General features: G+C 60.7%; 11 protein-coding genes. 7 read left to right on the forward strand and 4 right to left on the reverse strand.

Features of this window, described 5'->3' with window-relative positions:
* Positions 1-46: 46 nt before the first annotated feature.
* Positions 47-2,494: an acyl-CoA dehydrogenase gene (locus AC1RAC_RS13240; protein ID WP_492616639.1), complete on the reverse strand. Its 2,448-nt coding sequence runs from the start codon at positions 2,492-2,494 to the stop codon at positions 47-49.
* Positions 2,495-2,684: 190 nt separating this feature from the next.
* Between AC1RAC_RS13240 and AC1RAC_RS13245 the strand changes: the two genes are divergently transcribed.
* From AC1RAC_RS13245 to AC1RAC_RS13260, 4 genes are all read left to right on the forward strand, one after another.
* On the forward strand, positions 2,685-3,344 hold the full coding sequence (locus AC1RAC_RS13245) for a transglutaminase-like domain-containing protein (RefSeq protein ID WP_096142933.1): 660 nt from the start codon (positions 2,685-2,687) through the stop codon (positions 3,342-3,344).
* A 56-nt stretch (positions 3,345-3,400) separates the two neighbouring features.
* Positions 3,401-4,018 carry a glutathione S-transferase family protein gene (locus AC1RAC_RS13250; protein WP_032892575.1) on the forward strand — a complete coding sequence of 206 codons (618 nt, stop codon included), beginning with the start codon at positions 3,401-3,403 and terminating at the stop codon, positions 4,016-4,018.
* A gap of 135 nt (positions 4,019-4,153) precedes the next feature.
* Complete coding sequence (locus tag AC1RAC_RS13255; RefSeq protein ID WP_089042721.1) at positions 4,154-5,086, forward strand: ABC transporter ATP-binding protein; 933 nt, start codon at positions 4,154-4,156, stop codon at positions 5,084-5,086.
* Positions 5,083-5,862, forward strand: coding sequence for an ABC transporter permease (locus AC1RAC_RS13260; RefSeq protein ID WP_017529785.1), 780 nt, complete (start codon positions 5,083-5,085; stop codon positions 5,860-5,862). The genes AC1RAC_RS13255 and AC1RAC_RS13260 overlap by 4 nt, the downstream gene beginning before the upstream one ends.
* A gap of 174 nt (positions 5,863-6,036) precedes the next feature.
* On the opposite strand, the gene AC1RAC_RS13265 is transcribed toward AC1RAC_RS13260, so the two are convergent.
* On the reverse strand, positions 6,037-6,576 hold the full coding sequence (locus tag AC1RAC_RS13265) for a TetR/AcrR family transcriptional regulator (RefSeq protein WP_313043596.1): 540 nt from the start codon (positions 6,574-6,576) through the stop codon (positions 6,037-6,039).
* A 91-nt stretch (positions 6,577-6,667) separates the two neighbouring features.
* Between AC1RAC_RS13265 and AC1RAC_RS13270 the strand changes: the two genes are divergently transcribed.
* The 3 genes from AC1RAC_RS13270 to AC1RAC_RS13280 all read left to right on the forward strand — a co-directional run bounded on the left by AC1RAC_RS13270 (position 6,668) and on the right by AC1RAC_RS13280 (position 11,049).
* Positions 6,668-7,855, forward strand: a complete 1,188-nt coding sequence (locus AC1RAC_RS13270) for an MFS transporter (protein ID WP_054897866.1) — start codon at positions 6,668-6,670, stop codon at positions 7,853-7,855.
* Positions 7,856-7,966: 111 nt separating this feature from the next.
* A complete protein-coding gene (locus tag AC1RAC_RS13275; protein ID WP_054897867.1) occupies positions 7,967-9,115 on the forward strand; it encodes a TDT family transporter in 1,149 nt (382 codons plus the stop codon).
* Between the two features lie 59 nt (positions 9,116-9,174).
* Positions 9,175-11,049, forward strand: a complete 1,875-nt coding sequence (locus tag AC1RAC_RS13280) for an MFS transporter (RefSeq protein ID WP_054921686.1) — start codon at positions 9,175-9,177, stop codon at positions 11,047-11,049.
* Between the two features lie 108 nt (positions 11,050-11,157).
* Here AC1RAC_RS13280 and sugE read toward each other — a convergent pair whose 3' ends face one another.
* Positions 11,158-11,472: a quaternary ammonium compound efflux SMR transporter SugE gene (gene sugE, locus AC1RAC_RS13285; RefSeq protein WP_010211634.1), complete on the reverse strand. Its 315-nt coding sequence runs from the start codon at positions 11,470-11,472 to the stop codon at positions 11,158-11,160.
* 112 nt (positions 11,473-11,584) lie between these two features.
* Entirely contained in the window at positions 11,585-12,544 is a 960-nt protein-coding gene (locus AC1RAC_RS13290; protein WP_003190129.1) for a bile acid:sodium symporter family protein, read from the reverse strand.
* Positions 12,545-12,660: the final 116 nt, after the last annotated feature.

The raw sequence follows: 12,660 nt of genomic DNA on the forward strand, positions 1-12,660 counted from the left end.
GCGAGAGTATAAGCCTCTCGCGCCCGTTTTTATATGACCGCTCGACTCAGCGGACTTTATCTTCTGCCTGCATCAGCTCTTCCTTGCTGAAATCATCCACGTCGATCACCTTGCGTCGCGCAGCCTCGGCATCGCGCAAGGTTTGCGCCTCGGCCGGTTGCAGCACGCCGGCCTGCAGGGCCGCGTCGATGGCATGCTCGCCGGCAGCCGGCTTGACCTGGCCGCTTTTGAGCGCGCTGTGGAGTTTTTTCTGCAAGGGGTGGCTGGCACCGAGCAGGTCGTAGGCATGTTGCAGGGCGCCCACGGGATCTTCTGCTGATTGCGGGCGATAACAGCCGGCCAGCAATTCTTCCAGGGTCGGGTCGCCTTTGGCGCGGCCGATCACGGCTGCCACTTCGGCATCCAGAGCGTCGGACGGCCCGGTATGACGACGCCCGAACGGGAACACGATCACCCGCAACAGGCAGCCCAGCACCTTGTTCGGGAAGTTGCTCAGCAGCTCATCCAATGCGCGTTCCGATTCGCCCAGGCTTTCTTCCATGGCCCAGGCAAACAGCGGCTCCAGATGGTCCGGCGAGTCCAGGTCGTGATAACGCTTGAGCGCCGCCGACGCCAGGTACATGTGGCTGAGCACATCACCCAGGCGAGCGGACAAGCGTTCGCGGCGCTTGAGCTCGCCACCCAGCAACATCATGCTCAGGTCGGCCAGCAGGGCAAACGCAGCCGCCTGGCGGTTCAGGGCACGGAAGTAGCCCTGGCTCAAACGGTTGCCCGGGGCTTTTTCGAAGTGCCCGAAGCCCAGGTTCAGCACCAGGGTGCTGGCGGCGTTGCTGACGGCGAAGCCGATGTGCTGCAGCAGCAGGCCGTCAAATTCCTTCAACGCCTGGTCATGGTCTTCGCGGCCGGCCAGGGCCATTTCCTTGAGCACGAAGGGGTGGCAGCGAATGGCGCCCTGGCCGAAGATCATCAGGTTACGCGAAAGGATATTCGCGCCTTCCACGGTGATGAAGATCGGTGCGCCCTGCCAGTTGCGGCCCAGGTAGTTGTTGGGGCCCATGATGATGCCCTTGCCGCCGTGCACGTCCATGGCGTGGCTGATGCACTCACGGCCGCGTTCGGTCAGGTGATACTTGAGGATCGCCGACAACACCGACGGCTTCTCGCCCAGGTCCACGGCGTTGGCGGTGAGCATGCGTGCGCTGTCCATCAGCCAGGCGTTGCCACCGATGCGTGCCAGGGCTTCCTGGATGCCTTCGAAGGCCGACAGCGGTACGTTGAACTGTTCGCGCACCTGGGCGTATTGGCCGGTCACCAGGCTGGTGAACTTGGCGGCGCCGGTGCCGACGGCGGGCAGCGAGATCGAACGGCCGACCGACAGGCAGTTCATCAGCATCATCCAGCCCTTGCCGAGCATTTCCTGGCCACCAATCAGGTATTCCAGGGGGATGAACACATCCTTGCCGGAGTTGGGGCCGTTCATGAAAGCGGCGCCAAGCGGCAGGTGACGACGGCCGATTTCCACGCCAGGGGTGTCGGTAGGAATCAACGCGAGGCTGATGCCCAGGTCTTCTTCTTCACCCAACAGGTGGTCCGGGTCATGAGCCTTGAAGGCCAGGCCGAGCAAGGTCGCGACCGGGCCGAGGGTGATGTAGCGCTTTTCCCAGTTCAGGCGCAGGCCGAGGGTTTCCTTGCCTTCCCATTCGCCTTTGCAGATCACGCCGGTGTCGGGCATGGCGCCCGCATCGGAGCCGGCCAGCGGGCCGGTGAGGGCGAAGCACGGGATGTCGTCGCCACGGGCCAGGCGCGGCAGGTAATGATTGCGCTGTTCCTCGGTGCCGTAGTGCAGCAGCAGTTCGGCGGGGCCGAGTGAGTTGGGGACCATCACGGTGGAGGCCAGGTCACCACTGCGGGTCGCGAGCTTCATGGCGACCTGGGAGTGGGCATAGGCGGAGAAGCCCTTGCCACCGTACTCCTTGGGAATGATCAGGGCGAAGAAGCCATGGGTCTTGATGTGTTCCCAGGCTTGCGGCGGCAGGTCCATGGCCTGGCCGATTTCCCAGTCGCTGACCATGGCGCAGAGTTCTTCGGTGGGGCCGTCGATGAACGCCTGCTCTTCCTCGGTCAACTGCGCCTTGGGGTAGGCCAGCAATTTGTCCCAGTCCGGGCGGCCACTGAACAGCTCGCCGTCCCACCACACGGTACCGGCATCAATCGCATCGCGCTCGGTCTCGGACATCGGCGGCAGCACTTTCTGGAACCAGCTGAACAGCGGCTTGGTGAAGTATTGGCGGCGCAGGTCAGGCAGCAGCAAAGGCGCGGCCACCACGGCCAGGAGTACCCAGAAGATCAGCAGCAGCCAACCCGGTGCGTGGCTCCAGGCGCCCATCGCCAGCAGGTAGACGGCGACCACACCCAGGGCGGGCAGGGGGGCAGTACGGCGGTGTGCCAGGTAGGCAATGCCGACCACCAGCACCAGTATCCACAACAACAGCATATTCAATCCTCCGTGAACCAGGGGCGAAACCACCAGGGAGCTTAGTCGGCATCCGAACAAGCCGGGTGATCAGGGTGTAACAAGGTGTACTGGGCAACCCATCAGCCGGCGCCGGCATTTGGCCGAATCGTCGTTATCTCTCTGGCAAGCCTGGTGGTTAAACTCCAGGCTCCCCTCGGAGATCAAGCTCATGAGTACGTACTTGAGTCCCAGCCGCTTCATCGATAGTGACCACCCTGTGGTGGTGGAGTTCGCCGAGAAACATCGCGGAACCCGCCCGGATTTAAGTGACCAGGCAGTCAGTCTTTACTACGCCGTGCGTGAGGCCATTCGCTACAATCCCTATACCTTCAGCCGTGACCCCAGCACCTTGAGCGCCAGCTTCGCCCTGGCGGCCGGCGAAAGCTACTGTGTGCCCAAGGCCACGTTGCTCGCCGCTTGCGCGCGCCACTGCGGCATTCCCGCACGCATTGGCCTGGCGGACGTGCGCAACCACCTGTCCACACCGCGACTGCTCGCTCTGCTCAAAAGTGACGTGTTCGCCATGCACGGTTATACCGAGCTTTACCTGAACGGCCGCTGGGTCAAGGCCACTCCGGCGTTCAACCAGCAACTGTGCGAAGTGTTCGACGTGCCGCCGTTGGAATTCGATGGGCTGCACGACAGCGTGTTCCACGCGTTCAATCGCCAGGGCCAGCGTTCTATGGAGTACGTGGTGGACCACGGGCAATTTGCTGACGTGCCCGAAGCATTTTTCTTCGGGCATATCCGCCAGTGCTACCCGCACCTGTTTGGCGACGATGCGCCCACCTTGCTCGGCGATATGCAGGGCGATTTAAGCCGCGGCTGAACCGGCGTATGCTGCTGCGTTCATCAAGCCATGTTCATCAACGATAAGGCGCGGTCATGCTGAAGATCTGGGGTCGTAAAAATTCATCAAACGTCAGGAAAGCACTGTGGTGCGCCGAGGAACTCGGCCTGGACTATGAAGCAATTGATGCGGGCGGGGCTTTTGGTGTGGTCGATACCCCGCAATACCGGGCCATGAACCCCAATGGCCGGGTGCCGGTGATCGAAGATGGCGACTTTGTGCTATGGGAATCCAACACCATCGTGCGTTACCTGTGCGCCAAGCAGGCATCGGACTTTTACCCCAGCGACCTGCAAGCCCGGGCCAACGCCGAAAAGTGGATGGACTGGACCACTTCCACGCTCGCCGATCCGTTCAAAGCGGTGTTCTGGGGCATCGTGCGCACCCCGGCTGACCAGCAAAACTGGGACAGCATCAATGCCGGGCGCCAAGCCTGTATCGACGCGCTCAAAACCGTCGAACAAGCCCTCGCCGAGCAACCCTACCTGTCCGGCCAGGCGTTCGGCATGGGCGATATTCCCTTGGGCTGCTTCATCTACGCCTGGTTCGAGATGCCCATCGAACGCCCTGCCATGCCCCATCTGGAGGCCTGGTACCAGCGCCTGCAGCAGCGCCCGGCCTACCGCAAGGCGGTGATGACCGCGTTGACTTAATACACACTATTAATACGGGTGACTGTACTTGTGCGGCATGGGCACGCACCATGCTCGCACTGCATCGCCGGTTGAACTACCTGCGGTGTGCCTTCATCTATTCTTTCTATTCCCTTCTTTGGTGCGTACTTCCATATGAGTTCCGCTCTGTCCATCCGGCAGCTAACCAAAACCTACGGCAACGGTTTCCAGGCCCTGAGTGGTATCGATCTGGACGTTGCCGAAGGTGACTTCTTCGCCTTGCTCGGCCCCAACGGTGCCGGCAAATCCACCACCATCGGCATTCTCTCCACCCTGGTCAACAAGACCAGCGGCACGGTGAATATCTTCGGTCATGACCTGGACAAATCCCCGGCAGCGCTCAAGCGCTCCATTGGCGTGGTGCCCCAGGAATTCAATTTCAACCAGTTCGAAAAGACCTTCGACATTGTCGTGACCCAGGCCGGCTACTACGGCATTCCGGCGAAAGTCGCCAAGGAACGCGCCGAGCAGTACCTGACCCAACTGGGCCTGTGGGACAAGCGTGACGTACCCTCGCGCTCGTTGTCCGGTGGCATGAAGCGACGCCTGATGATCGCCCGCGCCCTGGTGCATGAGCCGCGTCTGTTGATCCTCGACGAACCTACCGCCGGCGTGGATATCGAGCTGCGCCGCTCGATGTGGACCTTCCTCACCGAACTGAACGAGAAGGGCATCACCATCATCCTCACCACCCACTACCTGGAAGAGGCTGAGCAGTTGTGCCGCAACATCGGCATCATCGACCACGGCACCATTGTCGAGAACACCAGCATGCGCAACCTGCTGGGCCAGTTGCATGTGGAAACCTTCCTGCTCGACCTGAAGAACAACCTGTCGGTGGCGCCGCAGTTGCTCGGCTACCCAAGCCGGCTGGTGGACAGCCACACCCTGGAGGTGCAGGTGGATAAGGCCATGGGCATCACCGCGCTGTTCACCCAGTTGGCGACTCAGCACATCGAAGTGCTGAGCCTGCGTAATAAAACCAATCGCCTTGAGGAGTTGTTCGTGTCCCTGGTGGAGAAAAATCTGGCGAAGGTGGCGGTATGAGTTCCGAACTGCAACCCAACCTTGTCGCGCTGCAAACCATTGTCTATCGCGAAGTGAAGCGCTTTACCCGGATCTGGCCGCAGACCCTGCTGCCACCGGCGATCACCATGGTCCTGTACTTTGTGATCTTCGGTAACCTGATCGGCCGGCAGATCGGCGACATGGGTGGCTTCACCTACATGGAATACATTGTGCCGGGCCTGATCATGATGTCGGTGATCACCAACTCCTACGGCAACGTGGTGTCGAGTTTCTTTGGCAGCAAGTTCCAGCGCTCCATTGAAGAGCTGATGGTCTCGCCGGTGTCACCGCACACCATCCTCATCGGCTACACCTTGGGCGGCGTGTTGCGTGGCCTGATGGTGGGAGTGATCGTGACGCTGCTGTCGCTGTTCTTTACCCAGCTGCAGGTGCATCACCTGGGGGTCACCATTCTGGTGGTCGTGCTGACGGCGACAATCTTCTCGCTGCTGGGCTTTATCAACGCCGTGTTCGCACGCAACTTCGATGATATTTCCATCATCCCGACCTTCGTGCTCACGCCGTTGACCTACCTGGGCGGGGTGTTTTACTCCATCACCTTGCTGCCGCCGTTCTGGCAGACGGTGTCCCTGGCCAACCCGGTGCTGCACATGGTCAACGCCTTCCGCTACGGCATTTTGGGCGTGTCGGATATCAAGATCAGTGTGGCGATCACCTTTATGATCGTTGCGACCGTGGTGCTGTATATCGGTTGTGCGCGGTTGCTGGTGAGTGGGCGTGGGATGCGTACATGATGTGGGATTGGAAATAACAAAACGGCCTCATCAGAGGCCGTTTTTTATTGGATGCACACAGAACAAATGTGGGAGCTGGCTTGCCTGCGATGGTATCGACTTCGCTTGACGGGTGTACGGAGGTGTCTGCATCGCAGGCAAGCCAGCTCCCACATTCTGGTCGGCGCACGTGCCTTAGATTTTCAGTGCCAATTCGATCAGGGCATGCAGCTCTTCAACAGCCAAAGGCTCTGCCGAAAACAGAATACGAAACACCGTCGGTGCGGCGAGCAGGTTGATCAGATGGTCAACGCTCGGTGGCTGTTCCTGCGGGTAGCGGTCAACAATCACCTGCAACTGCCCACTCAGGATGCTCACGCAATACCCTGGCGTCGGGCTGCTTTGCACGTCGCGCATCATGTTGCGGCCTACGTCCGAACTCATCTCATCCAGGTATTGCTCGGCCCAGGCTTGCAGGTCGCCACGCAGGCTGCCGGTGTTGGCCGGTTCGGTATCGGGGCGCATACGGGCCAGGGCGACGTCGGCGAGCAGTACTGACAGATCGCCCCAGCGCCGGTAAATGGTCGACGGCGTGACGCCTGCACATGCCGCAATCATCGGCACGGTGACGCTGGAACGCTCATGGGCCTCCAGCAATTCGCGCACCGCCCTGTGGACGGATTCTTGTACCCGGGCACTGCGGCCCCCCGGGCGGAGGCCTTCTTTGATCGCCATGGGCAAGACCTTAACACAAAGAATTTGCTTTAAGCGCCAGCGAATAGCACACTGCATAAAAGCAAAATATTAGCTTTAACGGAGCGTGCCCATGCCCAGTGTCATCTCTCAGCGGTCCAGCCTGGCGTTTCTAGTGATCATGGTGCTGACCTTTCTCGCCGCCTCCAGCGCGCCGACGCCGTTGTACCAGGTGTATCAAGACCACCTGCATTTTTCGGCGGCCATGCTCACGGCCATCTTTGGTGTCTATGCCGTGAGCCTGCTGGCGGCCCTGCTGACGGTGGGGTCGCTCTCGGATTACCTGGGGCGCAAGCCGGTGATCTTCGTCGCGCTGCTGCTCAATAGTGTGGCGATGCTGCTGTTTATCAACGCGGACAGCACCGCCTGCCTGCTGGCCGCCCGCGCGCTGCAGGGCTTCGCGACTGGCACTGCCACAGCGGTATTGAGTGCGACGCTGCTCGATACCGACCGCGTCCGCGGCCCGATGCTCAACAGCCTTGCACCGATGCTCGGCATGGCCAGTGGTGGCCTGGGCAGCGGGCTGCTGGTGGAGTTCGCGCCGTGGCCAACCCAATTGATCTACTACACCCTGCTGGGCTTGATGGTGTTGCAGGCTCTGTATGTGTGGCGCCTGCCTGAAACGGTCAGCCGCATACCCGGCGCCTTGAAGTCCCTGGCGCCAACCCTGCATGTGCCGCCGCAGGCGCGCCGCGCGTTGGGGCTGGCGATGCCATTGAATGTGGCCGTGTGGGCGCTGGGTGGGTTCTTTTCCTCGTTGGCACCGTCGTTGGTGCGTGTCGCCACCGGGTCGACCTCGCACTTGATCGGCGGCGGGCTGGTGGCGGTGGTGACCTTGAGCGGCGCGGTGATGATCTACAGCCTGCGCAACCACGCGGCTGACAGGGTCATGCGCGTGTCGGCTGCACTGCTGGCCGTGGGCGTGGGGTTGCTGCTGGTTGCCGTAAACACCGCCAGCCTGTGGCTGTTCTTTGTCGCCAGTGTGATCGCAGGCCTGGGGTTCGGCGGCGGCTTCATGGGCAGTGTGCGCAGCATCGTGGGCCTGGCGTTGCCCCATGAGCGGGCGGGCCTGATGTCGGCGTTCTATGTATTGAGCTACCTGGCGTTTTGCGTGCCGGCGTTGTTGGCGGGCAACCTGAGCCGCGTGTTTGGCTTGGTCGCGACCACGGACGGCTACGGTGCGGTGCTTATCTTGCTGTCTCTCGGGGCCCTTGGTGGGTTGTGGTGGCGGGACTCGGCGCCAGCAAGGGTGAGGGCATGATCATGGTTAATATAGATAAAATAGATAACAGTTAGAGATATTACCCGTTATATAGATATTCGATCAGGTTCTATCATGGCCTCAACCTCATATGAGGAAGAGGATTAACCCATGACCTGCTCGACCACTCACCGCTACAAACCCTTCAGTCACCTGGCCCGTCCCCGGGAAGTGATTCGCCAGTTCACCCCGAACTGGTTTGCCGCGACCATGGGCACCGGTGTGCTGGCCCTGGCCTTGGCCCAGCTGCCAGTCAACCTGCCCGGCTTGCATGCCGTCGCCGAGGGCCTGTGGCTGTTCACCATCGGCTTGTTTGTGCTGTTCAGCGTGCTCTACGCCGCCCGCTGGGTGATGTTTTTCCACGAGGCGCGACGCATCTTCGGGCACTCAACGGTCTCGATGTTCTTCGGCACCATCCCCATGGGGCTGGCGACCATTCTCAACGGCTTGCTGCTGTTCGGCATGCCGCGCTGGGGCGGTGATGTGATCCCGTTGGCCGAGGCATTGTGGTGGCTGGACGTGGCCATGTCCCTGGCCTGCGGCGTGCTGATCCCGTTCATGATGTTCACGCGCCAGGAGCACAGCATCGACCAGATGACCGCCGTCTGGCTGTTGCCCGTGGTGGCGGCCGAAGTGGCGGCGGCCAGCGGCGGCTTGCTTGCGCCGCACTTGGCCGATGCCCATTCGCAGCTGGTGATGTTGGTGACCAGCTACGTGCTGTGGGCGTTTTCCCTGCCGGTAGCGTTCAGCATCCTGACCATCCTGATGCTGCGCATGGCCTTGCATAAGTTGCCTCACGCCAATATGGCCGCGTCGAGCTGGTTGGCCCTGGGCCCGATCGGTACCGGTGCCCTGGGCATGTTGCTGCTCGGTACGGATGCCCCCGCGATCTTTGCCGCCAATGGCCTGGCCAGTGTCGGTGAAATGGCCCACGGCCTGGGCCTGATTGCGGGCATCACCCTGTGGGGCTTCGGCTTGTGGTGGATGTTGATTGCGGTGTTGATCACCCTGCGTTACCTGCGCGCCGGTATCCCGTTCAACCTGGGCTGGTGGGGCTTCACCTTCCCATTGGGGGTTTACGCCTTGGCCACGCTTAAATTGGCGAGTCTGTTACAGCTGGCGTTTTTCAGTGTGTTTGGCAGTGTGCTGGTGGTTGCGCTGGCGCTGATGTGGCTGATCGTGGCCAAGCGCACCGTGCAGGGCGCTTATAAAGGCGAGCTTTTTGTTTCGCCTTGTATTGCCGGGCTAGCGAATAAGTAAGCAGGATTAGGTAAAGTCGTGGCCTGATAAATAAAGGCCACGCAGGAACACGGACGACGATGAGCCATCCTTCCCAATTCACCTTGCTGCGCACGCGGCGCTTCTTGCCGTTTTTCATTACCCAGTTGCTGGGCGCGTTCAACGACAACATCTTCAAGCAGTCGCTGATCCTGGCCATCCTTTACAAGCTCACCATCGAGGGTGACCGCTCCATCTGGGTCAACCTGTGTGCTTTGTTGTTTATCCTGCCGTTCTTCCTGTTCTCGGCGTTGGCCGGGCAGTTTGGCGAGAAATTCAACAAGGACGCGTTGATCCGCGCGATCAAGATCGGCGAGATCGTGATCATGGCGGTGGGCGCGACGGGTTTTCTGACCAATCATCTTGAACTGATGCTGCTGGCGCTGTTTGCCATGGGCACTCACTCGGCGCTGTTCGGCCCGGTGAAGTACTCGATCATGCCCCAGGCCTTGCACGACGATGAGTTGGTGGGCGGCAACGGCCTGGTGGAGATGGGCACGTTCCTGGCAATTTTGGCCGGCACCATCGGTGCCGGGATCATGATGTCTTCCACCCATTACGCGCCGGTGGTGGCGGTGGCGATTGTGGCCGTGGCGGTGCTGGGCTACCTGGCCAGCCGCAGCATCCCGCGCGCAGCGGCTTCGACACCGCAGCTGCGCCTGGACTGGAATATCTTCACTCAGTCCTGGGCGACTTTACGCATGGGCCTGGGGCAGACGCCGGCCGTATCGCGCTCGATTGTCGGCAACTCATGGTTCTGGTTTGTCGGCGCGATTTACCTCACGCAAATACCTGCCTATGCCAAGGAATGGTTGTACGGCGACGAAACCGTGGTGACCTTGATCCTCACGGTGTTCTCGGTGGGCATCGCCTTGGGCTCGATGCTGTGCGAAAAACTCTCCGGGCGTAAGGTGGAAATCGGCCTGGTGCCGTTTGGTTCGTTTGGCCTGACCGTGTTCGGCCTGCTGCTGTGGTGGCACTCCGGCGGCTTCCCGCAGAACGTGCAAGCCAACGATTGGCTCGCGGTGCTCAGCTACGGCCAGGCGTGGTGGGTGCTGTTCGATATCCTCGGCCTGGGGGTGTTCGGCGGCTTTTACATCGTGCCGCTGTATGCGCTGATCCAGTCGCGTACTGCCGAGAACGAACGGGCACGGGTGATCGCGGCGAACAACATTCTCAATGCACTGTTCATGGTGGTCTCGGCCATCGTGTCCATTCTGCTGTTGAGCGTGGCCAAGCTGTCGATCCCCGAGTTGTTCCTGGTGGTGTCGCTGCTCAACATCGCGGTTAACACTTACATCTTTAAAATCGTCCCCGAGTTCACCATGCGCTTCATGATCTGGCTGCTCAGCCATTCCATGTACCGCGTGGAGCATCGCAACCTGCAAGCCATCCCGGATGAAGGCGCGGCGTTGCTGGTGTGCAACCATGTGTCGTTTGTCGATGCGCTGTTGATTGGTGGCGCAGTACGTCGGCCGATTCGCTTTGTCATGTACTACAAGATCTACCGCTTGCCGGTGCTCAATTTTATCTTCCGCACCGCCGGGGCTATTCCGATTGCCGGGCGCCATGAAGACATTCAGATCTACGAGCAGGCGTTCGCGCGCATTGCCCAGTACCTCAAGGATGGCGAGCTGGTGTGCATCTTCCCGGAAGGCAAGCTGACAGCTGATGGCGAGATGAATGAGTTTCGCGGTGGGGTGACGCGCATCCTGGAGGAGACGCCGGTGCCGGTGATCCCGATGGCATTGCAGGGGTTGTGGGGGAGTTTCTTCAGCCGTGATCCGAACAAGGGTTTGTTTCATCGGATCTGGTCGCGGGTGGTGTTGGTGGCGGGCGAGCCGGTGGCTGTGGAAGCGGCAACGCCTGAGCAGTTGCACGCTGTGGTGGGCGGTTTGCGGGGGAGTGCCAGGTAGTTTGTCGTTGTTTGTCAGGGCATCATCGCAGGCAAGCCAGCTCCCACATTTTGAATTGTGAATACAGTCAAATGTGGGAGCTGGCTTGCCTGCGATAGCGGTAGTGGCTTATGTCGAGATCTTGAGGCCAATCAGCCCACAAATAATCAACGCCACACTCGCCAACCGAAACAACGCCATGGATTCTCCAAACAGGATAATCCCGGCAATCACGGTGCCCACGGCCCCCACGCCGGTCCAGATGGCATAGGCGGTGCCCAGCGGCAATTCCTTCATGGCCAGCCCCAACAACCCAAGGCTGACAGCCATGGCGGCAATCGTCAGGGCGGTGGGCAGCGGCTTGCTGAACCCGTCGGTGTACTTCAGGCCGACGGCCCAGCCCACTTCAAACAACCCGGCAAAAAACAGAATGATCCAGGACATGATGACCTCGCTTCTATCAAAGTGGGGTCGTCCCCGGGTGAGCGCTTGATAGCGTCGCGAGGTCGTCCCCGCGAAGTTCGGTAGAGTGCCGAAATTGGACCGGGCGATCAAGTTACGGCGTGGTTTCCAGGGCGCGGCGGTCTTCCTTTTCGCTCATGCGGCGGAAATAGGTCGACAGCAATGCGCCGGAAATATTGTGCCAGACGCTGAACAACGCACTGGGCACCGCCGCCAGTGGCGAAAAGTGCGCACTGGCCAGCGCGGCACCCAGCCCGGAGTTCTGCATGCCCACTTCCAGGGCCAGCGACTTGCGTTGCGCCAAGGGCAACTTGAACAGGCGCCCGGTGAAGTAGCCCAGCAGGTAACCGAAGCTGTTGTGCAGCATCACCACGGCCATGATCAGCAGGCCCGACTCGGCAATCTTGCCTTGGCTTGCGGCAACCACGGCCGCGACGATGATCACAATGCTGACCACCGACACCAGTGGCAGCACATCCACCGCATGCCTTACCCGATCACCGAGCAAACGCTGCGCGACCACGCCCAGTACGATGGGTAGCAGCACCACTTGCAGGATCGACCAGAACAGTTCCATGAACGACACTGGCAGCCAGGCCGAGGCCAGCAGCCAGATCAACGCCGGTGTGAGCAGCGGGGCGAGGAGGGTGGTGACCGCGGCAATCGCCACCGATAACGCCAGGTCACCCCGGGCCAGCCAGGTCATGACGTTGGACGACGTGCCACTTGGGCAACAGCCGACCAGGATCACGCCAACGGCAATTTCCGCAGGCAAATGGAACGCCTGGCACAGCAACCATGCCACGCCCGGCATGATCACGAAATGCGCGACCACGCCCAAGGCCACGCGCCACGGGTGGCGAGCGACTTCGGCGAAGTCTTCCAGTTTCAAGGTCAACCCCATGCCGAACATCACCAGGCCCAGCAGTGGGACGATGGCGCTTTTCAGGCCGATGAACCAGCTGGGTTGGAGAAAGGCGACAACGGCAAAGATCAACACCCAGTAGGCAAAGGTGTTGCCGACAAAGCGGCTCAAGGCGGCGAGTGCACGCATGGGGATGTCCTTTTTTATTCGATTTCTGAGTTGTCGATGCAATCAAATGTGGGAGCTGGCTTGCCTGCGATAGCGGAGTGTCTGTCTCTTCTCCACACCTCCAAGCCCCCAAAACA

It is taken from the genome of Pseudomonas sp. GW823-FHT02F05, from assembly GCF_058797315.1.

Bases quoted from the DNA above. Each gene is read 5' to 3' on its own strand.
- AC1RAC_RS13240 (WP_492616639.1), bottom strand. From the start codon at position 2,494: ATGCTGTTGTTGTGGATACTGGTGCTGGTGGTCGGCATTGCCTACCTG.
- AC1RAC_RS13275 (WP_054897867.1), top strand. From the start codon at position 7,967: ATGACCTGCTCGACCACTCACCGCTACAAACCCTTCAGTCACCTGGCC.
- AC1RAC_RS13245 (WP_096142933.1), top strand. From the start codon at position 2,685: ATGAGTACGTACTTGAGTCCCAGCCGCTTCATCGATAGTGACCACCCT.
- AC1RAC_RS13250 (WP_032892575.1), top strand. From the start codon at position 3,401: ATGCTGAAGATCTGGGGTCGTAAAAATTCATCAAACGTCAGGAAAGCA.
- AC1RAC_RS13255 (WP_089042721.1), top strand. From the start codon at position 4,154: ATGAGTTCCGCTCTGTCCATCCGGCAGCTAACCAAAACCTACGGCAAC.
- AC1RAC_RS13265 (WP_313043596.1), bottom strand. From the start codon at position 6,576: ATGGCGATCAAAGAAGGCCTCCGCCCGGGGGGCCGCAGTGCCCGGGTA.
- AC1RAC_RS13260 (WP_017529785.1), top strand. From the start codon at position 5,083: ATGAGTTCCGAACTGCAACCCAACCTTGTCGCGCTGCAAACCATTGTC.
- AC1RAC_RS13280 (WP_054921686.1), top strand. From the start codon at position 9,175: ATGAGCCATCCTTCCCAATTCACCTTGCTGCGCACGCGGCGCTTCTTG.
- AC1RAC_RS13270 (WP_054897866.1), top strand. From the start codon at position 6,668: ATGCCCAGTGTCATCTCTCAGCGGTCCAGCCTGGCGTTTCTAGTGATC.
- sugE (WP_010211634.1), bottom strand. From the start codon at position 11,472: ATGTCCTGGATCATTCTGTTTTTTGCCGGGTTGTTTGAAGTGGGCTGG.
- AC1RAC_RS13290 (WP_003190129.1), bottom strand. From the start codon at position 12,544: ATGCGTGCACTCGCCGCCTTGAGCCGCTTTGTCGGCAACACCTTTGCC.